The organism is Bacillus cereus group sp. BfR-BA-01382 (assembly GCF_022663475.1).
GTDB lineage: Bacteria > Bacillota > Bacilli > Bacillales > Bacillaceae_G > Bacillus_A > Bacillus_A thuringiensis_S.
The window spans coordinates 33,058-59,124 of record NZ_JAKUFQ010000008.1 but is presented as its reverse complement, the minus strand read 5'-3'; the positions used below and the strand labels follow the sequence as shown (position 1 = coordinate 59,124).

Here is a 26,067-nt window from a genome sequence, read left to right as displayed (position 1 = left end):
CCCCCTTCTAGACTATAATACACTAAAATATCTTGCCTCAGGGTGAGAAAATACCATAGCCGTTACGGACGCTTCTGGCTCCATCATGAATCCTTCTGTTAATGAAATACCTATTTCCTCTGGATGAATTAAGCGAAATAGCTTTTCTTGATCTGCAAGTTCTGGACACGCCGGATAACCAAATGACACGCGTATTCCTCTATATTTCGTACGGAAACGTTCTTCCATCGTCAGTTCAGGTGAGTCTGGAATGCCCCAGCGGTCACGAATGAGCATATGTGTTTTTTCAGCAAGTCCTTCTGCTAATTCAAGCGCTAACGATTGAATGGCATGACTACGTAAGTAATCACCTTTCGCCTTCCACTCTTCAGCAATGTCCCGAACTCCTTCCCCAACCGTAACAGATAAGAAAGCAACATAGTCCATCTCATCTCCAATTGGGCGCAAATAATCGCCTAAAGTACGATAGGGGGCCTTTCCTTGTCTAGGGAACGTGAAACGCTCTATAACACGCGTATGATCTTCTGGATCATATATTACAATGTTTTGTCCATCGCTTTGCGCTGGGAAAAATTGATACACTGCTTTTGGCTTTAACCAAGATTGTCCTTCTTGCAATAATTCATCTATTAAATCATTTAATTCATGCGCTCTCTTATCTCCCTCTTTCAAAAGCTTCTTCACATTTCCTTTTAATCCAAGGTGATGCCCAAGTAGCATTTGTCTATTTAAAAATGGAGCGAGATGAAGGGCGGGAATATCGCGTAATACAATTCGTTTTGTTGAATCAGGCACGATAACCTCAGCCTTTGGTAATGGCTCAATTACTGCTGGAATTTCTACTTTCTTCTCCTCTTTTTTTACGATATGAAGATGCCGTTCTTTCTTATCCTGTTTCATCTTCTCACGCTCTTCTTCTTTTTGAAGCTTATTAATAATATCGAGCCCCGTCATCGCATCACTCGCATAACAAACGAGCCCTTTATATGATGGTGAAATCCGATTATCTGTAAACTTTCTCGTTAATGCTGCACCACCTACAACAATGGGAACATCAATATTTGCAGCTTTTAAATCTTCAGCAGTCGTTACCATTTGTTGCGCTGATTTTACTAATAAACCTGAAAGTCCTATAATGTCCGGATTCTTTTCTTGTACTTCTTGAACAATTCGATCTGAACGTACATTAATTCCTAAATTAATAATCTCATATCCGTTATTCGCTAAAATAATTTCAACGAGATTTTTCCCAATATCATGCACGTCACCTTTTACAGTTGCTAATAATACTTTCCCTTTTTTCGCACTATCACTAGATTCCATATATGGCTCTAAATAACTTACAGCAGCTTTCATACTTTCGGCACTTTGCAATACTTCAGCAACAATAAGTTCATTATTATTAAATAGTCGTCCTACCTCGTCCATCCCTGTCATAAGCGGACCGTTAATAATATCAAGAGGTTTTCTTCCTTCTTCAAGTGCAAGACTTAAATCCTCGTGTAATCCTTGTTTCGTACCTTCTACAATATAATTTGCTAGTCTTTCATCAAGCGTTAACGTTTCTTGCACAACGACATCTTTCTTTTTAGCGACTCGGTAAAAGTTTGTAAATTCTTCTAACGTCTCTTTAGTCGTTTCAAACAGTAATGCATCTGCAAGGTGTTTTTCTTCCTCTGGAATCGACGCATAGCGTTCTAATTTTTCCGTATTAACAATCGCGTAATCTAATCCAGCCTTCGTAGCATGATATAAAAAGACGGAATTCAATACTTCACGTCCAGCTGGTGGTAAACCAAATGATATGTTACTTACACCTAAAATCGTTAAACACTCTGGTAACGCTTCTTTAATAAGACGAATTCCTTCTATAGTCGCTGCCGCTGAACCAATATATTCTTCATCACCTGTCCCTACTGGAAACACAAGTGCATCAAAAATAATATCTGACGGACGTATTCCATATTTCGTCGTTAATAATTCGTAACTTCTTTTTGCAATTTCTAATTTTCTTTCAGCACTTACTGCCATACCATCTTCATCGATTGTACCAACTACAATTGCAGCACCATACTTACGAAGAAGCGGTGTTACCTTTTCAAAACGCTCTTCTCCATCTTCTAAATTAATAGAGTTGATAACAGCTTTTCCTTGAATATAAGTAAGTGCTCTTGCCATAACATTTTCATCCGTTGAATCAATCATAATCGGTACTTTTAACACTTTCGTAACTTCTGTCAAAAATTTCTCCATATCTTCTATTTCATCACGATCAGGATCTGCCATACAAATATCAATAATATGAGCATTTTTCTTCACTTGCGCCCTTGCCACTTCAGCAGCCTCTTCAAATTTCCCTTCTGCTACTAATCGTTTAAATTTACGTGATCCAATAACATTCGTTCTTTCACCTACAAATAACGGTCTCATAGACTCATCGTATTGCAGTGCCTCCAATCCACTAATTCCATGTCCTTCTCTCTCATGATGGTCACGAGGCTTAAGAGATGCTAGCGCGGATTTCATTGCTTTTATATGTTCTGGTGTCGTGCCACAACAACCACCGATAATATTAACCCATCCTTCTTCAGCAAATCGCTTCACCTTTTCAGCAAGAGAAGATGGAGATTCATGGTAATGTCCATCTTCATCAGGAAGACCTGCATTTGGATAACAAGAAATGTAACACTCCGATAAATCAGATAGTGAACGAATATGGTCCCTCATAAACTCCGGACCAGTCGCACAGTTTAATCCAACAGATAATGGTTTCATATGTTCTACTGATAAATAAAAAGCTTCAATTGTTTGCCCAGCCAGAGTCGTTCCCATTGGCTCAATCGTTCCTGAAATCATAATAGGAACCGTTTTTTTCATTTCTTCAAAAGCAGCTTGAATTCCAATATAAGCTGCTTTCACGTTACGCATATCTTGACTCGTCTCAACGAGTAATACATCAACTTCTCCTTTTAACAATCCTCGTGCCTGCCTTGTATAAGCCTCAATCAATTCTTCAAAAGTCACACCACCTGTAACACTAATTGCTTTCGTTGTTGGTCCCATTGCTCCCGCAACATATACTTCCTTCCCGCTTTCTTTAACAGCTTGCTTCGCCAAAAGTGCTGCCTTTTCATTTAGTTCTTCATCTAAATGAGACAGCTCATAATCACTTAGTACAATATTCGTTGCCCCAAATGTATTTGTTTCAATAATATCCGCTCCAGCTTCAATATAAACTTTATGAATTTTTAAAATAACGTCTGGTCTTGTTTCTACTAAATATTCATTACAGCCCTCGTACTCTTCTCCTCCGAAATCTTCAGCAGTTAAATCCTCTTGCTGAATCATTGTCCCCATTGCCCCATCTAATATTAAAATGCTATTCTGTAATTTTTCTTCTATACACTTCATCAATTAATACCTTCTTTCACTTCTTGCTTTTCTCTTACATATTTAACAAGATGTTCTGTAATTTCATACTTTAAAAATGGTGTAATAAGATAAATACCATTAAAATATTTCATCGCTATGTCGATTAATTCTTGCGAAATGCGAATCCCTTCCTCAATTGCTGCCTCTTTCGTTTCGTGTCCATCCATTCTCTCTCTTATTTCTTCAGGAAGAGTAATACCCGGCACCTCAAAATGAAGAAAATCTGCATTCCGCTTACTTACTAACGGCATAATTCCAATAAAAATAGGTTGTTCCAAATGCTTTGTCGCTTCATACACTTCTTCAATTAGCGCGATATCGTAAATTGGCTGAGTTAAAAAATACTCCGCTCCAGCATCTATTTTTCGTTCCATTCGCTTAACCGCTGCTTTTAAGTGCCTCACGTGAGGATTAAATGCGCCGCCTACAGAAAACCTTGTCGCCGGTCCAATTGATTTCCCTAAAATTGAACGTCCATCGTTCATTTCTTTAATCATTTTAATGAGCTCAATAGAGGATAAATCATATACAGAAGTTGCACCGGGAAAATCACCAACGCGCGCTGGATCACCAGTTAAAGCTAGCACTTCTTCCATCCCTAACGCCGATAAACCTAACAAATGAGATTGTAGTCCAATGACGTTATGATCTCTACACGTTAAATGTGTCAATACTGGGATATCATGCTTGGTTAATAACGCACCCATTGCCATATTCGAGATGCGAGGCGATGCTAATGAATTATCTGCTAGAGTAATAGCATCTGCTCCCGCTCTTTTTAACGCTCTTGCTCCTTCAAAAAAACGCTGTGTATCTAACGTTTTCGGTGGATCTAATTCCACTACAACTGTCGTTTGTTTTTTCGCTTTCTCTGCTAGAGTGACGTGAGCCTTCGAACGTTTCTCATGCGTATGAACGACTTTCGGCCTTTGAATCGTGTCTTTTTCTATTACAGGGGTAATATTCGCAACAGCGCGCTTCATACTTTGAATATGTTCTGGAGTCGTACCACAACAACCACCCAATAATCGAATACCTTGCTCAATAAATCTCGGTGTCATCGCTTCAAAATAAGCTGGGCTTCCCTCATATACATAACGTCCCTCCACATAATTCGGGAGACCTGCATTTGGGTATGCTGATAAATAGCCATTTTGCGGAATCGATATCATTTTGAAAGCTTCCGTCATATGAAGCGGCCCTAGTTGACAATTCAATCCAACAACATTTGCACCGCAATCTATAAGTTGCTTTAATATTTCATTGACATCATTTCCATTTTGAGTCGTACCTGCTTCATGTAACGCTAATTGAGCAACAATTGGAATATTCGTTTGCTTACGCAATACTTTAACGGCATGAAGTAATTCAAATTCATCGTAAAAAGTTTCTAATAGTAATCCATCAACCTGTTCTTCTAGTAAAGCCCCTGCCTGTTCAAGTAGCATAAACTCCCTTTCCATATCAGTCGTTGTAACGGCTCCGATGTGTTTCATACCACCAATTGTTCCTAAAATTGCATTTCTGTCTGTAACAGATGCTTTCGCCAGTTTTACTGCCGCTCTATTAATTTCTGTAACTTGATTTTCTAAACCATACATACGTAATTTCGTCTCATTTGCCCCATACGTATTCGTTTGAATTACATCTGCTCCAGCAGCTACATATTGTTTATGAATCGATATAATTAAGTCTGGATCAGATACATTCAATTCTTCAAAGCTACTTTGCAAACCATGTGAATGCAATAACGTCCCAACCGCACCATCACCTATTACAATTCCTTTTGATAATAAATCTAGTAATTTCACGAATCTCCCTCATTTCTATCAATATAAAAACCCCCTCTTCACTTTGAAGAGGGGGACATAATCGTTCCTCCTCTTATTATGCAAAACATTCGTTTTGCAGGTATTAGCACCGTTTCAAACATTTCGTTTGAAGGTTGCCGGGTTTCACAGGGCCTTTCCCTCCACCGCTCTCAATAAGAGTTGTCTTTATTATTTTATTTATGTAGCTAAAAGGAAATGCGTTCCCCTTTTAACAATGTTTGTTAATTTTTTAATAAATTTAGCATGCACAAAAGTAAAAGTCAATGATACTTGCGGAAAAATAAAAATTATTTAAAATAAACTTGCAATTCAATTATCTTTTGTTGTAAAGTTAAAAACATAATAAAAATTTCATACGAACATTCTTATCTAGAGAGGTAGAGGGACTGGCCCTATGACGCCTCAGCAACCATTAACAGTTTGTTAATAAGGTGCTAATTCCAGCAAATTGTGAAAGATTTGACAGATGAGAAGAAGACTCTATTCAAACCGAAAGCCTTCTTCTTAGAAGGCTTTTTTTATTTTATATTCACTTAATGTTTCAATTTAAAAAGGAGGAATTTTCACATGTCAACAATCGAAACGAAACTAGCACAAATCGGAAATCGCAGTGAAACTACAACAGGAACGGTTAATCCACCGGTTTATTTCTCAACCGCTTATCGTCACGAAGGAATTGGTAAATCTACTGGCTTTGACTATTCACGAACTGGCAATCCAACTCGCGGTCTTTTAGAACAGGCGATCGCAGACTTAGAATATGGCGAACAAGGTTATGCCTGTAGTTCAGGGATGGCGGCTGTTCTCCTCGTCCTTTCTCTATTCCACTCTGGAGACGAACTTATTGTATCTGAAGATTTATACGGAGGAACGTATCGATTATTTTCTGAGCACGAAAAAAAGTGGAATGTTCGATGTAGATACGTAAATACACAATCTATTAAACAAATTGAGCAAGCTATCACAACTGAAACGAAGGCTATTTTCATAGAAACTCCAACTAATCCATTAATGCAAGTTACTGATATTGCTGCTGTCGCAACTGTAGCGAAAAGGCACGGACTACTTCTTATTGTAGACAACACATTCTACACACCTTATATACAGCAACCATTAACAGAAGGTGCTGACATTGTACTCCATAGCGCAACGAAATATTTAGGGGGACATAACGATGTACTAAGCGGACTTGTCGTTGCAAAAGGAATGGAACTTTGCGAGGAAATCGCTCATTATCATAATGCATCAGGCGCGGTTTTAAGCCCATTTGACTCATGGTTATTAATTCGCGGTATGAAAACGTTAGCGCTTCGCATGAGACAACATGAAGAAAATGCGAAAGCAGTTGTTGCATATTTAAATGATGAAAACGGGGTGACAGATGTATTTTATCCAGGAAGAGGCGGCATGATTTCATTCCGCCTTAAAGATGAAGCTTGGATTAATCCATTCTTACAATCTTTATCCTTAATTACATTTGCAGAAAGTCTTGGTGGTGTAGAAAGTTTAATGACTTATCCAGCAACGCAAACACATGCTGATATTCCTGAAGATATTAGAACAGCAAACGGTGTATGCAATCGTCTTCTTCGATTCTCCGTTGGCATTGAAAATAGTAACGATTTAATTCAAGACTTAAAGCAAGCCATTAAACTCGTAAAAGAAGGTGTAAAAATATGAGCTATTCTATAGATACACTCTTACTACACAACCAATATAAACATGACTCACAAACGGGCGCTGTGAACGTTCCCATTTATAACACATCAACTTTTCACCAGTTTGATGTAGATACGTTCGGAAAATATGACTATAGCAGGTCAGGAAATCCAACTCGTGAAGCTCTTGAAGATATCATTGCTTTATTAGAAGGTGGAACAAAGGGATTCGCCTTTGCATCAGGCATTGCAGCGATTTCCACTGCATTCCTCCTTCTTTCACAAGGTGATCACGTACTCATTTCAGAAGATGTATACGGAGGCACTTACAGAGTGATAACTGAGGTACTCTCCCGTTACGGTGTTTCACATACATTTGTTGATATGACCAATTTAGAAGAAATAAAACAAAACATTAAACCAAATACAAAGCTCTTTTATGTAGAAACACCTTCTAACCCACTTTTAAAAGTGACAGATATCCGCGAAGTTTCTAAACTTGCAAAATCTATTGGCGCTCTTACTTTTGTTGATAATACTTTTTTGACACCACTATTCCAGAAACCACTTGAACTTGGAGCTGATGTCGTTCTTCATAGTGCTACAAAATTTATTGCTGGTCATAGTGATGTTACTGCCGGATTAGCAGTAGTAAAAGATGCAGAACTCGCTCAAAAGCTTGGATTTTTACAAAATGCATTCGGTGCTATTTTAGGGCCTCAAGATTGTTCTCTCGTACTTCGTGGCCTAAAAACATTGCATGTACGCCTCGAGCATTCAGCTAAAAATGCCAATAAAATTGCACATTATTTACAAGAGCACACTAAAGTACAAAATGTCTATTATCCTGGATTACAAACGCATCTCGGATTTGATATTCAACAATCTCAAGCAACATCAGCTGGAGCGGTCTTATCGTTTACTTTGCAGTCAGAAGATGCACTCCGCCAATTTTTGTCAAAAGTAAAATTACCCGTTTTTGCAGTTAGTTTAGGAGCGGTAGAGTCAATTCTTTCTTACCCAGCAAAAATGTCACATGCAGCACTGTCGCAAGAAGCTCGTGATGAAAGAGGGATCTCTAATTCATTACTTCGGTTATCAGTTGGCCTTGAAAATGTTGACGATTTAATATCCGATTTTGAAAATGCCCTTTCTTATGTAGAAGAACCTGTAAATGTATAGAATGAATAGAAGATATGAAATTAAGTTTTCATATCTTTTTTTATGCTGTCTACCATACTCGTTTTAGTGCTTTTCTGTCTATATAGTTCATTAAAAAATAAAATTTTTATCTATTTCCAAGTAATTTATTAATTGATATATTAAGAAATAAAAAAGGAGCAAAAATAATGGATACTTGTACAGATATTTTAATCGTTATCGATTTACAAAATGGAGTATGTTATAGCGGAGAGCATTTATTTGATTTACAGAACTTACTAACAAAAGTAAATCAAAGAATTTCTTCATACAGAAAATTAAATAAACCAATCCTTTTTGTTCAACATTGTGATGATGATTTAGTACCCGAGAAAGAAAATTGGGCTATTCATACCGATCTAGATGTTCAAGAACAAGATTTTTTTGTAAGAAAAACACATGCAAATTCATTTTATAAAACAAACTTAAAAGAAATTTTAGATCAATTATCTGTAAAGCGCATTGAATTTTGTGGTGCCCAAACAGAGTACTGTATGGATGCTACGATTAAGTTTGCCCACGGACTGGGATACGAAAACTTTATGGCACAGAAAACAACCTCTACGTTGAAGAATCCTTTTATGTCCGCAAAAGAGACGATTGATTTTTACGAGAACATATGGAATCACAGGTTTTTAACGTTGCTAAAAGATGAATTTTAGAATAAATGACTAATGACTTGATTATCCTAAGATTTATCAGCTGTAATCAAATATTTCGTTATCATCATAAAGAAGCGAATTACATTCAGCTTCTTTTCTTTTAAACTGTTTTATATTCTATATATATCATTACAATTCCTTTGTCATATTATTTTAAAAATTTTGTATATTCATTTGAAAGAATAAGAAAATCATGATAAAATTGTGTTACAAATATATCTATATCTTTCAATTTTTAAAACGCATCGAAATTTTCACCCAAAAATTTTATTTTACAAAAACGTGCTAATTTACCTATTTTATTTACATCAGGGTCTCTTTTCTTACAATTTCTTTACTTTAGGACTTTTTTTCTGCAACAACTATTTTCTTTTCTTTAAATTTTTGGTATGTATAGTATGGTATAATAGCTCACACGGAGGTGGAAAAGAACATGTTAGAAACCTTTCAAAAAGAATTAGAACTATATGAAAGTAATGCAGAATTATTAAAAGTACTAGCTCATCCTGTTCGTTTATGTATCGTAAAAGGATTAATTGAGCGCGGTCCAAGCAACGTTTCTACAATGTATACTGGCTTAAACATGCCACAATCTACAATTTCACAGCATTTAGCAAAATTAAAAAGCGCTAAAATCGTTTCTAGTGAAAGAAAAGGATTAGAAATTTATTACAAAGTAGAGAACGAAACAATAATTCAACTCGTTCGCGTATTATTAGGTTAGGGACTAATAATCGAAGAAAAAGAACGTATTCTATATTTTTCATCTCATATCTTTAATATAAATATATATCATGAGAGGAAATATATAATACTACATAAGTCGTATTAAAAAACAAGACACAGTATATACTGTGTCTTGTTTTTTTATATTGTTACATACTGCTCCAAATGCAAATGTTGCATATCTTTTGTATGTATAACAACATCAAACGCACTCCCTACTCCTCCATTCAAAATCATAGAACGAACTGCTCGATTTTTTTTTTGCGTTTCAGAAAAAGGATTCGTATCTTGATGGCTCGTAAGCTGTTCTAATATTCCTGCAGCTAACAAGAACTCAGATTGTTTCTTATGCCATACTGCACTCATTCCCTGCAGACTAAACATCTCAGTTAGCTCGTCCCAATGAATATGAGTAGTAAGATCCATTTCACCTGGATACGCTAGTGGGTTTCGTATTAGCTTATGCTGATAATACCCTCGCAAACTTCCTTCACGGTGTGCTGGATGCATCCATTCTTCTTTTGTGTATCCGTAATCAACTGTAATACATATACCTTTTTGAAACCATTTCGCAATTTCTTTTATATACTCCTCCATCACAATTGGTACTTCAAAACGTTGCCCTTCAGCAATATGAATATTATATTTCAATAAATATCGACCAATTCTTTTATCTAACGGCCTACATACTTCTGAAAGGTTTCCTTCCTCTGTATATGTAATACGTACTTCATACAACATACCATTTCTTTTCTCAATTATTTCAACAGGAAATGCATCAAACAACTCATTCGAAAAAAGAATTCCCTCGAAAGAATCTCCCATTTCACTATAGGAGGTATAGTACGATACATTAGAAAATGAGCCAAGTTGCTCCTGCTGTAATTTCCTATGAAAAGGGCTCACTTCAATCATTGAATAGTTTAAATCAATAAAGGTTTTTGGAGATAATTGCTTCCATTCTTGTAAAACATCATAGGCAAACTTTCCAGTTCCCCCACCAACCTCACAAATATTCGAAGCAACTTCACCATTTTCAACAAGACGAATAAAAAGTTTAGCAAAAGTTTTTGCAAAAACAGAGGATACATTGCTACTTGTAAAAAAATCCCCTTTTCTTCCAATCTTTTCACGTTCTTTCATATAATATCCATGACCTTCTGTATACAATACAAGGTTCATATACGTACTATATGAAATTGAATAATCCTTTTCTTTCCCCATCCATTCTCTTAAAATGAGCTCCATTCCCATAATGACTCCTTATTGTAAAAACGGATTATTTTCTTTTTCAAAGCCAATGCTTGTTTCTGGACCATGTCCACATAACACCGCTGTTTCATCTGGTAATACAAATAATTTCTCTTCAATACTTCCAATTAATTCAGCAAAACTTCCACCAGGCAAATCTGTTCTTCCAATGCTCATTTGGAACAATACATCTCCTGAGAATACAGCATTCGCCTCTTTACTATAATAAGAAATACTTCCTGGAGAATGTCCCGGCGTCTCAAAAATTTCAAAATTAAATGATCCAATTGTTAATGTACCTTCTGCATCAATAATATGATCCGCTGGTTTTGCTGTAATACTGCGGTTCATCATAAAAATTTGAGAGCCGTTTACAGTTGCATCTCCTAACCAATCTGCTTCTTCTTTATGTACGTATACAGGAATATAAAAAGCGTCTCTTACCGCATCAACAGCACCGATATGATCAAAGTGAGCATGTGTTAATAAAACCGCCAATGGTTTTAATTGTTCTTCTTGTAAATATGTAACGAGCTTTTCACCTTCATGACCAGGGTCAAAGATAATGCACTCTTTTTGATCGTTCATTAAAATATAAGCATTGGTTTGCAATGGGCCTAACGGCATTTGTATCCATTTCATATGAAATCTCCTCCAGTTATTAAACTTACTTTTAATGATACAACATTTCTTTCTCTGAGGAAAAGAAAGGATGCTATCTCGACAATCATTTTTAAAACATGTACAATATAAAAGAGTAAATATTCCAAAAACTCATAATAAGAAATGGGTAGACAGAGGAGGATATTGTATGGGCCTTGTTATCATTTTTACACTTGTCACTCTGTTAGCTGTATTTGCTACGCTTAGAACACTTCGTGAAAAAAACTTTTTCGCGAGCGGCTTTGCAATTGCAACTGTACTCGTTTTCGGATGGTTTACGATCATGACTGTTCTATATAACGGGTATCCACCAGCAGCTTAATTCGTTTACACTTTATTCTTCATCGAGATTTCACACAAAAAGAGGAAGGGTTCCCCCTTCCTCTTTTCATATTTCACATCTTATATCATCTTCGCTTCGTATTTGTGCTTTTTTACAAGCCAAGCTCCTCCGATAACACCTGCATCATTACCAAGTGTTGCAATAGCTAACTTCGTGCTCTTTACAGCACGTGAGAAAGCGTATTGCTCGAAATAGCGTTGAATTGGTTCTAATAGCGCATCTCCAGCTTTAGACACGCCTCCACCAATAACAATTTTCTCTGGGTTCAACGTACTAGAAAGGTTCGCTACAGCTAATCCTAAATAAGAAGCTACTTTTTCTACTACTTCGCCTGCTAATTCATCACCTTGTCCAAGTGCTTCAAAGACATCTTTTGATGTAATACGTCCTTCTTCAGCTAACATAGAACGCAACATGCTTTCTTTATTAGTCTCTTGTATTTTTTGCATAGCAACACGTACAATACCTGTTGCAGATGCTACTGTTTCTAAGCAACCAGACTTCCCGCAATTACATGGGAAAGCATTTTCTGTAACTACTGTAATATGTCCAATCTCACCAGCAGCACCACTCACGCCGTGTACAATCTCACCATTGGCGATTACACCACCACCAACGCCCGTACCAAGTGTCATGCAGATTAAATCTTTTGCACCTTCACCAGCACCTTTCCACATTTCACCAAGCGCTGCTAAGTTTGCATCATTATCAATAACAACAGGTAATCCTGTTTCTACTTCTAATAAATCTTTTAGCGGATAGTTTTTCCACCCTAAATTAACCGCTTCATAAATCATTCCAGATGCCACATGTACAGGGCCAGGAGCTCCCATACCAATACCAATTAACTTGCTCTTCAATTCGCCTAATTCTTCTAGCTTTTTATCAATTGCTTTCGCAACATCAAGTGTAATATGTTTTCCTTGCTCACCTGTATTCGTAGGGATTTCCCACTTATGTAAAATTTCACCGTATACATTAATAAATGCTAATTTAATCGTTGTACCACCAAGGTCAACACCAACTAACCATTTCTCTTCCATGTTGCTTACCTACCTTTATCTAATTCTTATTTAGCTCTTTTTGAATTTCTTGCTTCAATAAAAATAAAGCTGTTTGATAGTCTTGTGGATCGATTAGCTGTGATTGATTTAATTCACGCAATTCATCTTGCATTAATTGTAAATCTGCAATTCGATCTCCCGTATAAATAATCGTACCAAATTTCTTTAGCAATTGCTGAATATCATAAATAGATACCATTTCATCACCCTCTATGCTCGCTTACTATAAAAAATTATAATAAGAAAACGTTCACATATTTTATTATAATCAAGAAGAAAAAGTCTCGTCAATTTTTATTTGTCTAGACAAGCTCATTTATGAGCATTGTTCCTTTTTCTGTAATAATTTTTTCTATATTTTTATCAAATGGCTCTACCGGAATGTGTTTTACCATTTGAAAACCATACGCTAATGATAGCGTTTTCCCTTTATAATGCACGAGATAACGATCATAATAGCCACCGCCGTACCCAATTCGCTCTCCTCGTTCTGTATAAGCTACGCCCGGCACAATTTGAAGATCAATTCCATCCACATTCACTTCTTCCGTAAGCCCGGGAATCGGTTCGCGTAAATTCATATACACCGTTTCTAATTGATCAAAATTATTAATTTGCCGGAAGGACATCGTTCTTGTTCCTTTATTACACTTAGGAACTACAACTTTCTTTCCTTCTTCCCAAGCTTTTTCAATAATAGGATATGTATTCACTTCATTTTCCATTGAAAGAGTAATTCCAATTGTTTTAGCTTCAATCCACTCTTTTTGCGCATACAGCAAAAATGCAATCTGTTCTGATAAAGTTGTATACTGTTCTTCTGATAAAGAATTCATGTGTTCTATTATTTGTTTACGCAAACGCACTTTCTCTTCTTTCACACATTTCCCCCCTACAGTGACACTTTTCTCTATGATGATAGTGTATCACTTTTAACATAGGAATCGAATAAAAAAAGAAACAGTAGGAAAATATTCCTACTGCTTACTTTGTTTCACGGTGTAACGTAGACTTCTTGTCACGCTTGCAATACTTTTTAAGCTCGATACGCTCAGCGTTGTTACGTTTATTTTTCTTTGAGATATAGTTACGATCTCCGCATTCTGTACATGCTAGAGTAATATTCACACGCATTCTTATTTCCCTCCAGTACTAATAACTTAAATCAGACTATACTATAATACCACTTTTAAAATAAAAATTCTACACCTTTTGATATTGTCTAATTTTTTCTATAAGATTTTTCATGTTTTCCCTTGCTATTACTGGGTTTCTAGCATGTGAATACACTAAAAATTTTGGTTGTTTTGTGTCAGAAACGATATAAGACCACTCTTTTTCAGTATATTTGAACTGTACTCCTTCAAATATACCTTCTCCCTTCCTTTCTATATCATCCAATAATTTCCTCATAATTTCCCCTTTTTCATTCCATGAACATACCACTTCATCATAAAGTAAATAGAGCGGCGGTGATTGCTCTACTATGCTGAGAAACGTTTTTCCTTGCAATGCTATTAGCTCGAATAATTTTCCAATTCGATATAAAATATCTCGCTTCCACCTTACTTGAAACGACTTTCTTTCATCCTGCGTATAAAATAGAAGATAACATTCTCCTAACTTCAAAGACATCGGGTAAATATTTCCTGTCGATTCGAGTAAGAAATCCGGAATATCTACCTCTTCCAAATCTGTACCCTGGTAAATATTACTATGTTTATCGTATAACTCGAAATGATTTCCTTGCTCAGAAAACATAAGAGCCATATTCGCTTTACTTGATTTCATCAAAGCTTTCACATGATCTTTTTGTTCGCTTGCATAAATCCATGTAACTGTACAACCAAGTCTTTGCAGAAAGAGCATAAGTAAATGTTGCAACGTATCATTTCTCTTATTAATAAGAAGATGAAACTTCTGCATCTGTATTTTCTCGATATCAATATGCTCCAATATAACTTCTATATACTCATTCATAGAAACATGAACCAGCTCATTACGCCCCATTTCTTTCTCATGTACGTAATAAAACAATTCGGACATATATACTTGTTCTATCTCTTTTTGCTGCTTATACGTTAACGGCATGCCAGCTTGACTGTATAACTTTATAACAATCTCATTCTCATTCTCCACTTGAATGAAAACACCACCTGCACATTGCAAATGATGAACACTATATTGAAAAAGTGACTCGTTCATTTCTTTACATTCCATCGTATGAATCCCTATACCATGAATAGCATGTAAAAATAAATTTTTATAAGAGGTTGTTTCTATATTTTCTTGACTTCCAATTAATATACTCTCTCCTTTTGTAAAAAGAGATCCATACGCCATCGCAATCTTCACGATAAACTGGGGAGTAATTTCAACATTCCCTCTTCCTACAATGCGGCTTTTTTGTAACCAACCTGCACTCATTTCACTCTCTTGAATACCAGCTGCTCCTACTATCGAATGACTATCAATAGCCTTATAAGGCCATAGTTTTCCTTTTTGCTTAATTACCGTGCTTCTCCCAATATGACAGTGATCCGCTACAACGCTTTTTTGAAACAGTGTAACGTCATCTTCAACTATTGTACGCTCTCCTATTGTCGTTTCTAATAGTTCACAATACTTCCCAATGTGGGCATTTGCAAAAACAATACTTTTTTGAAGATGAGAATAATTTGAAACGATACTATTTTTCCCAATAATAGAATATGGCTCAATTACAGCTCCTGTACCAATCTTTGCTCCTTCTCCAATAAAAGAGGGGCCATGAATTTTCGTCCCTTTGCCAATCGTCACCCCTTCTCCCATCCATACCATCGGTAATACTTCCGTATAAGGAATAGGTACTTGTAACTTTTTCGTTAACAAATCAAATTGTGCTTGTCGATATTGATTAAATGTGCCGATATCTAACCAATAACCTTCTGACAAATATGCGAATAACACATTTTTATTTGCCAATAACGGAAACACATCATGACTAAAATCAAAAAATTGCCTAGGCGGTATGTAAGAAAAGATTTCTGGCTCCATAATATATATGCCTGTATTCACAACATTAGAGACTACCTCATTCCAGCCCGGCTTTTCTATATATCGTGTAACCTCCTGGTCTTTATTCATTACAACCAATCCAAATGAGAGTGGATTTTCTACTTCTTTCACAAACATTGTTACTATTCTTTTCTTTTGTTCATGAAACCTAATTCCTTCTGATAATTGAAAGTCAGTTAATGCATCCCCACTTATCACAACAAATGTTTCATCTAAAAATTGTTCTGCTTGTTTAATACTCCCTGCTGTACCAAGCGGAGGAGAGTCTTCAAAATAATACAAGTTAACTCCCCATTTACTACCATCACCAAAATATTGCTTAATGGTCGTACTCATATATTGAACAGTAATTGCAATTTCACGAATACCATGCTGGCGTAATAACTCAATATTGTATTCTAAAACTGGTTTTTCTAATAACGGTAACATCGGCTTTGGAGTATTACATGTTAATGGTCTAAGGCGTCTTCCTTTTCCTCCAGCTAAAATAACCCCCTTCATATACTTCAGCCTCCACTTATATAATGTTCAGTAGCTCCATATACCATATGTATATTCTCTATCCCACATGAACTAGCAGCATAAACTTGATTAGTTAAACGAATCCTCATTTAAAAGACCCTATAATTAAATGTCCCACCTATAAAAACGTACGGTTCAAACTCAAAGAAAGCGCTTACTATTAATTGATAAATAATACTTATTAACGAACAACATATATACTAATTTTCCCATTACATTATGATACATCTTATCATCATAAACTAAAGGAAACAACGAGCTTTTTTTGTCATGTTTTGACTAAAAAAAGCAGGTGATTTCTCATCACCCGCTTTAATTCCTACTCATTCAATAAATAATGCTTTCCTTTTACTAAATAAAAGACATTTTCAGCAATATTTGTAATATGATCTGCTACACGCTCAATATATCTCGCCACAAATGATAATTGTGTAATTTGCGTAATTGCTTCTGGTTGTTCCGGAACTGAAGATATAAACTCACGAATTGATTTTCCATATATTTCATCAACAGAATCATCCATTTCAGCGATTTGTTTCGCAAAAGTTAAATTTTCTTGTTCATATGCTTCTAACGCTAAATGCAACATCTCATTTGCAATCGCAAACATTTCATCCAGGTTGTGCAAACTAACAGCCACTTCTTTTTCCCCAAGACGAATTGTAGCCTTTGCAATATTAACAGCATGATCTGCAATACGCTCTAAATCTGTCGCTGTTTTAATTGAAATAAAGATCCTTCTTAAGTCACTTGCTACAGGTTGCTGCTTCGTAATAAGCATAAGTGCAAGATCGTTTATTTCCTCTTCTAAATTATCCATGCGGTAATCACCATCAATGACCTCTAACGCTTTCTCTACATCCCTTGTATGCAGACCTTCCATAGCAATCAATAAAGCCGCATTTGCTAATTCTCCAAGCTCGATTACCTTTTGCTGTAACACTTTTAAATCACCTTGAAACTGTTCTCTTACCATTTTTTCTTCCCCCTCAATATTATGTGCCATTATATATAAAGTGAAACTTTAATCAACCCTCATCAATCGGGCTTTTACAGGCGGCCCGCCATCTAACTTCTTTGCTTTTGTGGAATTTTGAAATCCGGTCTTACTGCCCGCAAATAGCGGGATAAATCTCCTACATAGCCTCTTACACTTGTAATAAAACTTAAAATAAAGGAAGTATTACTTCCCTATTAAAGTGAGATAAAAATAAGAAATGCCCTCTGTTAAGAGGGCATTTTCTCTTAGCTTTGCGACGATATCAGCCAAAGCGACCTGTAATATAATCTTCTGTACGCTTATCTGAAGGAGTCGTAAATAATTTGTTTGTATCTGTATACTCCACAACTTCCCCGCTTAAGAAGAAAGCAGTTTTGTCTGAAATACGCGCTGCTTGTTGCATATTATGCGTTACGATAACAATACTAAAGTCTTTCTTTAACTCTTGAATTAATTCTTCTACTTTTAATGTTGAAATTGGATCTAATGCCGATGTTGGCTCATCCATTAAAATAACGTCTGGCTCAATAGCTAAGCAGCGTGCGATGCATAGACGCTGTTGCTGTCCACCAGATAAACCGTATGCATTATCGTGCAAACGATCTTTTAATTCATCCCAAATCGCTGCTCCACGTAAACTTTTTTCAACAATTTCATCTAATGTCTTTTTGTCACGAATACCATGGATTTTTGGACCGTATGCTACATTCTCATAAATAGATTTTGGAAATGGATTTGGCTTTTGGAACACCATTCCTACATGTGTTCTTAATTCTTCAACTGGATATGATTTATCAAATATATTGCGTTCTCTATATTCAATTACACCTGTAGTTCGAACGATCGGTACTAACTCTACCATGCGATTTAACGTTTTTAAGTACGTTGATTTACCACAGCCACTTGGACCGATAATGGCTGTAACTTCATTCTCATGAATACTTAAATTAATATCTTTTAAAGCATGGTCTTCCCCGTACCATAAATTTAAGTTTTTCGTATCAAATACTACTTTCTTTGGCGCAGTCTCGATTTTCTCTTCGTTTTTCACCTGTACATTTACTACTGTTGCTACCATTTGAATTCCCCTTTCATCCACTTCCAACTTATTTTCGATTTCGTAACCATAAAACAAATATATTGATAAATAGCAACAAACCTAACAAAACAATCATCCCAGCTGCTGCTACATACTGAAATTCTTCTTGTGGCCTACTCATCCAATTAAAAATTTGAATTGGTAAAACTGTAAATCTATCAAACATACTAAATGGAACATAATTCGCAAACGCAAGTGCCCCGATCACTAATAGTGGTGCTGCTTCTCCAATTGCTCTTGATATCGCTAACGTACAGCCCGTTATAATCCCCGGGAAAGCATATGGCAATACAATTTGATACATCGTTTGCCACTTCGTAGCACCTAATCCGTAAGAACCCTCTAATAATACACTTGGTACTGATCGGATTGCTTCTTGACTCGCCACAACAACTGTTGGTAAGACGAGTAAACTCATCGTCAGTGCTGCTGCAACTATACTCTCTCCTAAATGAAGAGCATATACAAAAATAGTTAAACCAAGCAATCCAAATACAACGGATGGTACTCCTGCTAACGTTTGATTATTAATCTCTACTATTTTTTTAAATAGAGATTCCTTCGCATATTGCTCTAAATAAAGAGCTGTTCCAACTCCAAATATAAAAGAAACAGGTATAACAATACTCATAAATAATATTGTCCCTGACAAAGCTGCAGCAATACCAGCTTCTTTCGGATTACGTGAAGCGAAATTTGTAAAGAAATCTATTGAAAGATAACTTATGCCTTTTTCAACAATTTGAAACAGTAACACAGACAAAATTACGATTGAAAATAAAATTGCTATATAAAATAACAATTTGTAAATTCGATCTTTTAAAAAGCGTGATGCCATGTTTTTTTGTATTTTATTATGATTCAACATTCGCATATTATGTCATCCTCCTAAAACGGCGCATAATAGACTGCGAAATGATGTTCATAATAAAAGTAAACATAAATAAAGTTGCACCTACAGCATACATGCTGTAATACGTAACCGTTCCATGCGGAGCATCACCTAAACTTACTTGCACAATATAGGCTGTTAACGTTTGAATAGAATGTGTCGGATCAAGCGATACATTTGGTGTGGATCCTGCTGCAATTACAACGATCATCGTTTCACCAATTGCACGAGAAGCCGCTAATATAATTGCTGCCATAATCCCTGTAAAAGCGGACGGAAACACCACTTGTTTTACCATTTCAAACCGCGTCGCTCCGAGTGCTAATGAAGCTTCTTTCGTCCCTTTCGCCACAGATCTCATCGCGTCTTCAGATAGAGATGCAACTGTAGGCATCATCATAAATCCGATAACGATTCCTGGACTAATCGCATTAAAAAACTGTAAATCTGGTATAATCCTTTGTAAAAGCGGTGTAACAATTGTTAATGCAAAAAAACCGTATACAATTGTCGGGATACCTGCTAATAGCTCTAACATCGGCTTTAATATTTTCCGTGCACTATTTGAAGCATATTCGCTTAAAAATACAGCACACGCTAAACCGATAGGAATTGCCACAAACATAGCAAGCGCTGTTACAAGGAACGTTCCACATATAAGTGGTACTATACCAAATTTAGGATCTTCAAAAAATGGTAACCATTCTTTCTCCGTCAAAAAGGAGTATAGTGATATTTTTTGAAAAAACATGATTGTTTCATTAGAGAGCGTAAAAACAATTCCAAGTGTCGTCACAATAGAAACGCTAGCAATTATTTTTAGTAATAAAGGTACTATTCGATTGATTCGCTGCGTTTTTTTTCTTTGCTTTTTATTTCTTTCAATCAAATGTTGTACAGAAAATGTAATTTGATTTTTGTCATTATGAGCCAAAGATGAAAACCCCTTTCCACCCTGACATTACCTTTTTATTTCTGTTAACATACGCAGCTGTTCATTGTATTTTTCTTTTCGCAATTTTACATAACCGACCTCTTCAGCGAGGTTACCAACATGCTGAATCATAAACTCAACATAGTTTGCTACATTCATTTTATTTCGGATAGATGCATTATTCACATAAGTAAGTAGCGGCCTAGATAACGGCTTATATTTACCTGATTGAATGGTCTCTTTCGTCGGAAATACACCATTTACTTTTATTGCTTTCACCTTATCTCGATTAGCCATATAATAAGCATATCCTACAAAAGCAATGGCATGTTTATCATTCATTACCCCTTGCATAATAACTTGATCGTCTTCAGACAAAGAGACTTTTTTTACAATGCGATGATTTTGTAAGATGACATTTTGAAAATAATCATACGTACCAGAGTCTACGCCTGGTGCATAAAAGTTCACTTGTTCACGTGGCCATGTTGAATGAATTTGTGACCATCGCTTCTCACTTCCATCTTCACTCCACAGTAGACGTAACTCGTCTACTGACATATCGTCTACCCATGTATTGTGCCAATTCACAACAATTGTAAGACCATCGTTAGCCACCTCAAAAGGTGTGAATTGAATAGAATTTTTCTTCATTTCATTTTTCTCGACTTGTTTCATTACTCTCGAAGCATTATTTATATCTACTTCTCCTTTACCGAAACGATTAAATCCTCCCCCAGTTCCAGAAATACTGATGGAAATTTTCACGTCTGGATGCACCTTTGTATATTCCTCCGCTACTGCTTCTATAATAGGAAAAACCGTTGAGGATCCATCAACTCTCACTTCTCCCGTATTATTTAAAGCAAATGCAGTAGACATTTCAAAACAGAGGAACCATATTGATAGTACGAAAATTTTAATCGGTGTACGCATCCATTTCACGTGTTCTTCCTCCTAGAAGTAACCGGAAATAACAGGATTACAGATATAAGAATACTGCTAAACTATTAATTCGGTTTTAATTGTTTGTAAAAGTTTTGTAAAGTTCCACAAAGATCAACATACGATACAATTTTAATCAGTAGTAGCTATTCATTTTCTCTGATGATTTCCCTATAAAACAGTTATCCCCTATCTCATCATATACAAGTATCATTTATACGGCCGCGTGTTTTTCAGTGTTGTATACTTGTCCACATTTATTACACGATATGCATAAACCATAAAAAAAAGCACACTATCTTTTCAGATAGTGTGCTTTTTTACAATTTTTTTATTCATCATCTTGATCTTTATTTTTATTGTCTTTGTCATCTTTTGGAGTTTCACCATTTACTTCTTTGTTTTTCAAATCAAAGTAAGCGTCCATAATTTCACGACCAATATATCCATTAATACCAGTCTTATCATCATGTACCCACGGAACGACAACAGAGAATGCTACTTCTGGATCTTCAAGTGGCGCATAACCTACTAATGTTAGGTTATATGTTTCCACACGTTCACCGTTTGCCTTTCTACCAATCTCTTTATCTCCGCCATACACAGTTTGCGCGGTACCTGTCTTCCCTGCCGCTTTATATTTTGCACCTGTAAAGTATTTTGTAGCTGTACCACCTGAATCATTATACACTTGTCTAAATCCTTCTTGAACACGTTTAATTTGCGACTCTGGCATATCAACACGATTTAATACTTTCGGTTCCATAGATTGAACAACTTTCCCAACTTCATCTGGTTTCACTGCTGGTTGACGAATTTCTTTTACAACTTGTGGTTGCATACGATATCCGCCATTGGCAATCGTCGAAATATATTGCGCTAATTGAAGCGGTGTATACGTATCATACTGTCCAATTGATAAATCTAGTAAGAAACCTGGTTGACTACTTCTACCCATCTGACCAGCAGATTCATTGGGTAAATCAATTCCTGTTTTTACACCCAGTCCAAACTGTCCGAAATAATAACGCATCGTATCAAATGCTTTTTGAGGTATATCTAACGTACCACCTCTCACATATGGAACACCAGCGATATTCATCGCTGTTTTAAACATATAAACGTTAGAAGACATTTTTAAAGCTGTAAGGTCATTAATATATCCCATCGTTTTCCAAGACGACTTCGTAGGTGTACCTTTTAATTTAATTGGTTCATCCAATTGTACTGCCCCTGGTTGAATCGCACCAGTTTGATATCCAGTAAGTACTGTTGCACCTTTTACAGTTGACCCCATCGGATAAGAACTTGTCATGGTACCTAATGCAAAGTCATTTACTTTCGTTTGACCATCTTCATTAACTAATTGTTTCCCAGCCATGGATAAAACTTCACCATTTTTCGGATTCATCATTACAACGAATGCGCGATCTAAAAGAGGTTCGCTTCCTTTAAATCTCATTAAATTATTCGCAAGAATATCTTCTACACGCTTTTGTAATTCCATATCAATTGTTAAGTTCAAGTCATTACCACTTTGCCCTTTTGATACATTAATCGTTTCTAAAATATTACCGTTTTTATCTGTAACATTTCTAACTTCTGCTTTCGTACCGTGCAGGCTATCTTCATACTGTTGTTCAAGATAACTTTTGCCTACTCGATCATTCCGATTATAATCACGGACAAGATAGTAATCTAGTCTTTCTCTCGGTAAGCCTTCATCAGATGTCGACACCCCACCAAGTACACTTCGGAATAAATCATCGTACGTATATTTTCGATCCCAATCAACATTCGTATCTACACCTGGTAATGCTGCTAGGTTTTCACTAATAATCGAATATTCCTTTTCTGTAGCATCCTTTTTAATAACTTGAGGTGTCATTGCATATCCGCCGTCCATCTTACTTTTAATCGCTAATATTTCTAGATCTTTTGCGGATAATTGATTAATCTCTTCTTCTGTTACACGACTTCGCTGACGCTCGTCTAATTCTTTATCATCAATTTTTTTATCTTTAAACTCTTGACGATCTTTATTCGTAATTTTTTCTTTAGCTTCCTCTTTATGCATAGCAAGCCAATAATCTTTTTTATCGCGATCTGTTAATTTATCTGTCGGTACTTCAATCAAATCTGCTAGCTTTTTCGCTGTTTCTAAGCGATCCTCTGCCGTTGATCCTTTCATTTTTGTAAATGTAATAGTACGAATGGCTGCATTATCTACTACAGGTCGCCCATAACGGTCAAATATTTTCCCACGCGGTACAGGATTACTTATCGTTGAGTTTTCTTTCTTCTCCACTTCATTCTTATATTCTTCACCGCGAACAATTTGTACATATCCGAGCCTTACAATAACCGCGGAGAACATTAAAAACACGCAGAAAAACAGCACGTTTAACCGAAAAGGAACGTGGGTCTTTTTCTTATTTTGCTTCTGCTTCTTGCTCATACAAACCCCCTCTACCAACAGCTATGTAATGTGAAAGGGACACCTTCATACAGGTGTCCTCACTGCTGTTTTACATCTTTTTCTATTCTAGCATAAAACAAACGAGAAGTTAACCTTCTGGTTCAGTTTGATTCTGCGTAGTTCCTTGCGTTACAACACTTGTTTTATCTGCATTTTCCCCATCATATTTGACATTTTTAACTGCAAAATAAATAAGAAAATGTCCAGCACCTAAAATACATAATAAGTAAGGTAAACTTTTTTCAGGTGGAAAGAATAGTACAGCACATAAAAAACTTAAAATGGAACAGATTCTTCCGGCATTTAACCATAACTCCCGGACAACGACATATTCCACACGCCATTCTCTCGCATTTTTAGCTCTACCAATTACGTCATATGTCATTGACCCGTATGGAACAAGTAAAATAGGATATGCAACCGCAATACATGCCGCATAAATAAGTAATTTCGTGTATGTAACATTGAAAATAACTAAAAAGACGACAGCATATAAAATAATGCCCCCAAGTAAAATTGCTTTTTTTCGCCACTCTTTCTTTAACATGCGAGCGACCAAGTAATAACATACAAAGGATACAGCAGAGTTCACTAAACTATATTTCCCTAATGCGAACTCACTATTAGTTGCTAAATACACATATACTGAAATGACAAAAATAAACGTTCCTTCTCTCAATCCTTGGACAAAATGAGCTCGTGTAATCTTTCCCCAATTTTTATCAACTCTTCGTTCTTTCAATACTTGCACAATTTCATAACGCCCTTCACATTCTCTTTTAGATAAAAAGAAACTTAAGACGACAGCAATTGCAAATAAAACTAATGAAAGAAAGAATATAACAGTATAACCACTCCATTTCTCCATGCGTGAAATTGTGTATCCTGCTGCTATTGGTCCAATCATCCCAGAGAAAGATGTAAGAAGTCCAAGAAATCCATTAAAGAAATCTCTTGTTTCTGGTTCTGTAATTTCAAATGTCAATAAGTTAAAAGCCAACCAGTAAAAACCGTATCCTACTCCTAAAAGAGCCCCCATTAATAAAATATACTGAGAAGCACTTTTTCCAGCCACTAAAACAACGATAAAAAAAATTGCGAGCGTTCCTACTCCTATTCGTAATAAAATCGAGCGATCGATACGTTTCGCTAATTTCCCCCCTACAAGAAATGTGAGAGGCTGTAATACAACGCTGGCCAAATTATACAAGCCAAGATTCACATAATTTTGTGTTTGCTTCCATAAATAAATATTTACAAACGTATTCGATAAAGAAATTGCGAGCGTGTATAAACCTCCTATAAGGAGCAATAACACTAAATCCCGATTCACTTCAACGTCACCAATTATATGTTTCCACTTCATACACAACTCTCCTTTACTTCATGTTCTAGTCTTCCAAAGACAAGCCCAATTATGTAAAAGGAAAGCATAGAAAAAAGCTAGGGGCTCTCCCCTAGCTTTTTTCTATATTTATTACGATTATTTTGCTTCTTGGTAACGTTTTTCAGCAGCGTTCCAATCTACAACGTTCCAAAATGCGCCGATGTAGTCTGGACGACGGTTTTGGTAGTTTAAGTAGTAAGCGTGCTCCCAAACATCTAAACCGATAACTGGAGTTTTACCTTCAGTTAAAGGAGAATCTTGGTTTGGAGTGCTTGTTACTTCTAACTCACCATTGTTTACTACTAACCAAGCCCAACCAGAACCGAAGCGAGTTGCGCCAGCTTTTGCGAATTCTTCTTTGAATGCATCGAAGCTACCGAATTTCGCTTCAATTGCAGTTGCAAGTTCACCTACAGGTTGTCCTCCGCCGTTTGGAGATAAGATTGTCCAGAAGAATGTATGGTTAGCGTGTCCGCCACCATTGTTACGTACTGCTGTACGGATCGCTTCTGGTACTTCGTTTAAGTTTGCAACTAATTCTTCTACGCTTTTGTCAGCTAATTCTGCATGACCTTCTAAAGCAGCGTTTAAGTTTGTAATATACGTATTGTGATGTTTTGTATGATGGATGTTCATTGTTTCTTTGTCAAAGTGAGGCTCTAAAGCATCATACGCATAAGGTAAATTTGGTAATTCGTGTTTTGCCATTGTTATATTCCTCCCAGTTTATGTATTGCCACTTAGTGACATACAACTTCATTCTACCCTAATTGCCATAGGGTGCAAACAAATAAATCACATTGTCTTGCTATCATTAAAGTAGCAAAATTCCCACTTCTTTTCAATTAAAATGCTCATATATTCCGTAAAAAAAGCTTCCTTCTACAAGGAAGCTTCCTGCTAACATAATAAACATGCGAA

22 protein-coding genes and 2 riboswitches are annotated in these 26,067 nt (G+C 36.1%); of the genes, 5 read left to right on the top strand and 17 right to left on the bottom strand.

Annotated features, from left to right (window positions below; genetic code table 11):
* Nucleotides 1-12: 12 nt before the first annotated feature.
* Nucleotides 13-3,411, bottom strand: a complete 3,399-nt coding sequence (gene metH / locus MR160_RS05715; RefSeq protein ID WP_242297100.1) for a methionine synthase — start codon at nt 3,409-3,411, stop codon at nt 13-15.
* Complete coding sequence (locus MR160_RS05710; protein WP_000770367.1) at nt 3,411-5,243, bottom strand: bifunctional homocysteine S-methyltransferase/methylenetetrahydrofolate reductase; 1,833 nt, start codon at nt 5,241-5,243, stop codon at nt 3,411-3,413. The genes metH and MR160_RS05710 overlap by 1 nt, the downstream gene beginning before the upstream one ends.
* Nucleotides 5,244-5,313: 70 nt before the next feature.
* A riboswitch (SAM riboswitch) is annotated at nt 5,314-5,423 on the bottom strand.
* 203 nt (nt 5,424-5,626) lie between these two features.
* Nucleotides 5,627-5,737: riboswitch (SAM riboswitch) on the top strand.
* Between the two features lie 94 nt (nt 5,738-5,831).
* Between MR160_RS05710 and metI the strand changes: the two genes are divergently transcribed.
* From metI to MR160_RS05690, 4 genes are all read left to right on the top strand, one after another.
* Entirely contained in the window at nt 5,832-6,944 is a 1,113-nt protein-coding gene (metI, locus tag MR160_RS05705) for a cystathionine gamma-synthase/O-acetylhomoserine thiolyase (protein WP_000103880.1), read from the top strand.
* Nucleotides 6,941-8,104 (top strand): cystathionine beta-lyase, encoded by a 1,164-nt coding sequence (metC, locus tag MR160_RS05700; protein WP_000122298.1) that lies wholly within the window; start codon nt 6,941-6,943, stop codon nt 8,102-8,104. Before metI ends, metC begins: the two co-directional genes overlap by 4 nt.
* 167 nt (nt 8,105-8,271) lie before the next feature.
* Entirely contained in the window at nt 8,272-8,784 is a 513-nt protein-coding gene (locus MR160_RS05695) for a cysteine hydrolase family protein (RefSeq protein WP_000379186.1), read from the top strand.
* Nucleotides 8,785-9,217: 433 nt separating this feature from the next.
* Complete coding sequence (locus MR160_RS05690; protein ID WP_000894377.1) at nt 9,218-9,508, top strand: ArsR/SmtB family transcription factor; 291 nt, start codon at nt 9,218-9,220, stop codon at nt 9,506-9,508.
* Nucleotides 9,509-9,651: 143 nt separating this feature from the next.
* Here the strand turns inward: MR160_RS05690 and MR160_RS05685 are convergent, their stop codons facing one another.
* Nucleotides 9,652-10,764 (bottom strand): class I SAM-dependent methyltransferase, encoded by a 1,113-nt coding sequence (locus MR160_RS05685; RefSeq protein WP_000525134.1) that lies wholly within the window; start codon nt 10,762-10,764, stop codon nt 9,652-9,654.
* Between the two features lie 9 nt (nt 10,765-10,773).
* Nucleotides 10,774-11,403: an MBL fold metallo-hydrolase gene (locus MR160_RS05680; RefSeq protein ID WP_000871230.1), complete on the bottom strand. Its 630-nt coding sequence runs from the start codon at nt 11,401-11,403 to the stop codon at nt 10,774-10,776.
* A gap of 169 nt (nt 11,404-11,572) precedes the next feature.
* Between MR160_RS05680 and MR160_RS05675 the strand changes: the two genes are divergently transcribed.
* On the top strand, nt 11,573-11,746 hold the full coding sequence (locus tag MR160_RS05675) for a DUF2759 domain-containing protein (protein WP_000524852.1): 174 nt from the start codon (nt 11,573-11,575) through the stop codon (nt 11,744-11,746).
* An 80-nt stretch (nt 11,747-11,826) separates the two neighbouring features.
* Here MR160_RS05675 and glcK read toward each other — a convergent pair whose 3' ends face one another.
* The 13 genes from glcK to sodA all read right to left on the bottom strand — a co-directional run bounded on the left by glcK (nt 11,827) and on the right by sodA (nt 25,854).
* Nucleotides 11,827-12,810, bottom strand: coding sequence for a glucokinase (glcK, locus tag MR160_RS05670; RefSeq protein ID WP_000391701.1), 984 nt, complete (start codon nt 12,808-12,810; stop codon nt 11,827-11,829).
* Nucleotides 12,811-12,829: 19 nt separating this feature from the next.
* Nucleotides 12,830-13,030 carry a YqgQ family protein gene (locus MR160_RS05665; protein ID WP_000253699.1) on the bottom strand — a complete coding sequence of 67 codons (201 nt, stop codon included), beginning with the start codon at nt 13,028-13,030 and terminating at the stop codon, nt 12,830-12,832.
* A 103-nt stretch (nt 13,031-13,133) separates the two neighbouring features.
* Complete coding sequence (locus MR160_RS05660) at nt 13,134-13,712, bottom strand: 5-formyltetrahydrofolate cyclo-ligase (RefSeq protein WP_000656858.1); 579 nt, start codon at nt 13,710-13,712, stop codon at nt 13,134-13,136.
* A gap of 103 nt (nt 13,713-13,815) precedes the next feature.
* The gene (gene rpmG, locus MR160_RS05655; RefSeq protein WP_001265616.1) at nt 13,816-13,965 is read right to left on the bottom strand and encodes a 50S ribosomal protein L33; all 150 of its coding nucleotides are present in this window, start codon (nt 13,963-13,965) and stop codon (nt 13,816-13,818) included.
* Nucleotides 13,966-14,034: 69 nt separating this feature from the next.
* Nucleotides 14,035-16,389, bottom strand: coding sequence for a sugar phosphate nucleotidyltransferase (locus tag MR160_RS05650; protein WP_000679330.1), 2,355 nt, complete (start codon nt 16,387-16,389; stop codon nt 14,035-14,037).
* Nucleotides 16,390-16,729: 340 nt separating this feature from the next.
* A complete protein-coding gene (gene phoU, locus MR160_RS05645; protein ID WP_000251245.1) occupies nt 16,730-17,386 on the bottom strand; it encodes a phosphate signaling complex protein PhoU in 657 nt (218 codons plus the stop codon).
* 286 nt (nt 17,387-17,672) lie between these two features.
* The gene (pstB, locus tag MR160_RS05640) at nt 17,673-18,488 is read right to left on the bottom strand and encodes a phosphate ABC transporter ATP-binding protein (RefSeq protein WP_000226681.1); all 816 of its coding nucleotides are present in this window, start codon (nt 18,486-18,488) and stop codon (nt 17,673-17,675) included.
* A gap of 28 nt (nt 18,489-18,516) precedes the next feature.
* Complete coding sequence (gene pstA, locus MR160_RS05635) at nt 18,517-19,383, bottom strand: phosphate ABC transporter permease PstA (RefSeq protein ID WP_001242568.1); 867 nt, start codon at nt 19,381-19,383, stop codon at nt 18,517-18,519.
* 1 nt (nt 19,384) lies between these two features.
* Nucleotides 19,385-20,335, bottom strand: coding sequence for a phosphate ABC transporter permease subunit PstC (gene pstC, locus MR160_RS05630; protein WP_000940890.1), 951 nt, complete (start codon nt 20,333-20,335; stop codon nt 19,385-19,387).
* Nucleotides 20,336-20,362: 27 nt separating this feature from the next.
* Nucleotides 20,363-21,280: a PstS family phosphate ABC transporter substrate-binding protein gene (locus MR160_RS05625; protein ID WP_000871825.1), complete on the bottom strand. Its 918-nt coding sequence runs from the start codon at nt 21,278-21,280 to the stop codon at nt 20,363-20,365.
* 331 nt (nt 21,281-21,611) lie between these two features.
* Entirely contained in the window at nt 21,612-23,738 is a 2,127-nt protein-coding gene (locus tag MR160_RS05620) for a peptidoglycan D,D-transpeptidase FtsI family protein (RefSeq protein ID WP_000038981.1), read from the bottom strand.
* A 109-nt stretch (nt 23,739-23,847) separates the two neighbouring features.
* Nucleotides 23,848-25,125, bottom strand: coding sequence for an MFS transporter (locus tag MR160_RS05615; protein ID WP_000871390.1), 1,278 nt, complete (start codon nt 25,123-25,125; stop codon nt 23,848-23,850).
* 117 nt (nt 25,126-25,242) lie between these two features.
* Nucleotides 25,243-25,854 carry a superoxide dismutase [Mn] gene (gene sodA / locus MR160_RS05610; RefSeq protein ID WP_001052031.1) on the bottom strand — a complete coding sequence of 204 codons (612 nt, stop codon included), beginning with the start codon at nt 25,852-25,854 and terminating at the stop codon, nt 25,243-25,245.
* Nucleotides 25,855-26,067 lie beyond the last annotated feature (213 nt).

Excerpts from the sequence above, each read along its gene's own strand:
- metH (WP_242297100.1), bottom strand. The coding sequence starts at position 3,411 with ATGAAGTGTATAGAAGAAAAATTACAGAATAGCATTTTAATATTAGAT.
- metI (WP_000103880.1), top strand. The coding sequence starts at position 5,832 with ATGTCAACAATCGAAACGAAACTAGCACAAATCGGAAATCGCAGTGAA.
- metC (WP_000122298.1), top strand. The coding sequence starts at position 6,941 with ATGAGCTATTCTATAGATACACTCTTACTACACAACCAATATAAACAT.
- MR160_RS05695 (WP_000379186.1), top strand. The coding sequence starts at position 8,272 with ATGGATACTTGTACAGATATTTTAATCGTTATCGATTTACAAAATGGA.
- MR160_RS05690 (WP_000894377.1), top strand. The coding sequence starts at position 9,218 with ATGTTAGAAACCTTTCAAAAAGAATTAGAACTATATGAAAGTAATGCA.
- MR160_RS05685 (WP_000525134.1), bottom strand. The coding sequence starts at position 10,764 with ATGGGAATGGAGCTCATTTTAAGAGAATGGATGGGGAAAGAAAAGGAT.
- MR160_RS05680 (WP_000871230.1), bottom strand. The coding sequence starts at position 11,403 with ATGAAATGGATACAAATGCCGTTAGGCCCATTGCAAACCAATGCTTAT.
- MR160_RS05675 (WP_000524852.1), top strand. The coding sequence starts at position 11,573 with ATGGGCCTTGTTATCATTTTTACACTTGTCACTCTGTTAGCTGTATTT.
- glcK (WP_000391701.1), bottom strand. The coding sequence starts at position 12,810 with ATGGAAGAGAAATGGTTAGTTGGTGTTGACCTTGGTGGTACAACGATT.
- MR160_RS05665 (WP_000253699.1), bottom strand. The coding sequence starts at position 13,030 with ATGGTATCTATTTATGATATTCAGCAATTGCTAAAGAAATTTGGTACG.
- rpmG (WP_001265616.1), bottom strand. The coding sequence starts at position 13,965 with ATGCGTGTGAATATTACTCTAGCATGTACAGAATGCGGAGATCGTAAC.
- MR160_RS05650 (WP_000679330.1), bottom strand. The coding sequence starts at position 16,389 with ATGAAGGGGGTTATTTTAGCTGGAGGAAAAGGAAGACGCCTTAGACCA.
- phoU (WP_000251245.1), bottom strand. The coding sequence starts at position 17,386 with ATGGTAAGAGAACAGTTTCAAGGTGATTTAAAAGTGTTACAGCAAAAG.
- pstB (WP_000226681.1), bottom strand. The coding sequence starts at position 18,488 with ATGGTAGCAACAGTAGTAAATGTACAGGTGAAAAACGAAGAGAAAATC.
- pstA (WP_001242568.1), bottom strand. The coding sequence starts at position 19,383 with ATGCGAATGTTGAATCATAATAAAATACAAAAAAACATGGCATCACGC.
- MR160_RS05620 (WP_000038981.1), bottom strand. The coding sequence starts at position 23,738 with ATGAGCAAGAAGCAGAAGCAAAATAAGAAAAAGACCCACGTTCCTTTT.
- MR160_RS05615 (WP_000871390.1), bottom strand. The coding sequence starts at position 25,125 with ATGAAGTGGAAACATATAATTGGTGACGTTGAAGTGAATCGGGATTTA.
- sodA (WP_001052031.1), bottom strand. The coding sequence starts at position 25,854 with ATGGCAAAACACGAATTACCAAATTTACCTTATGCGTATGATGCTTTA.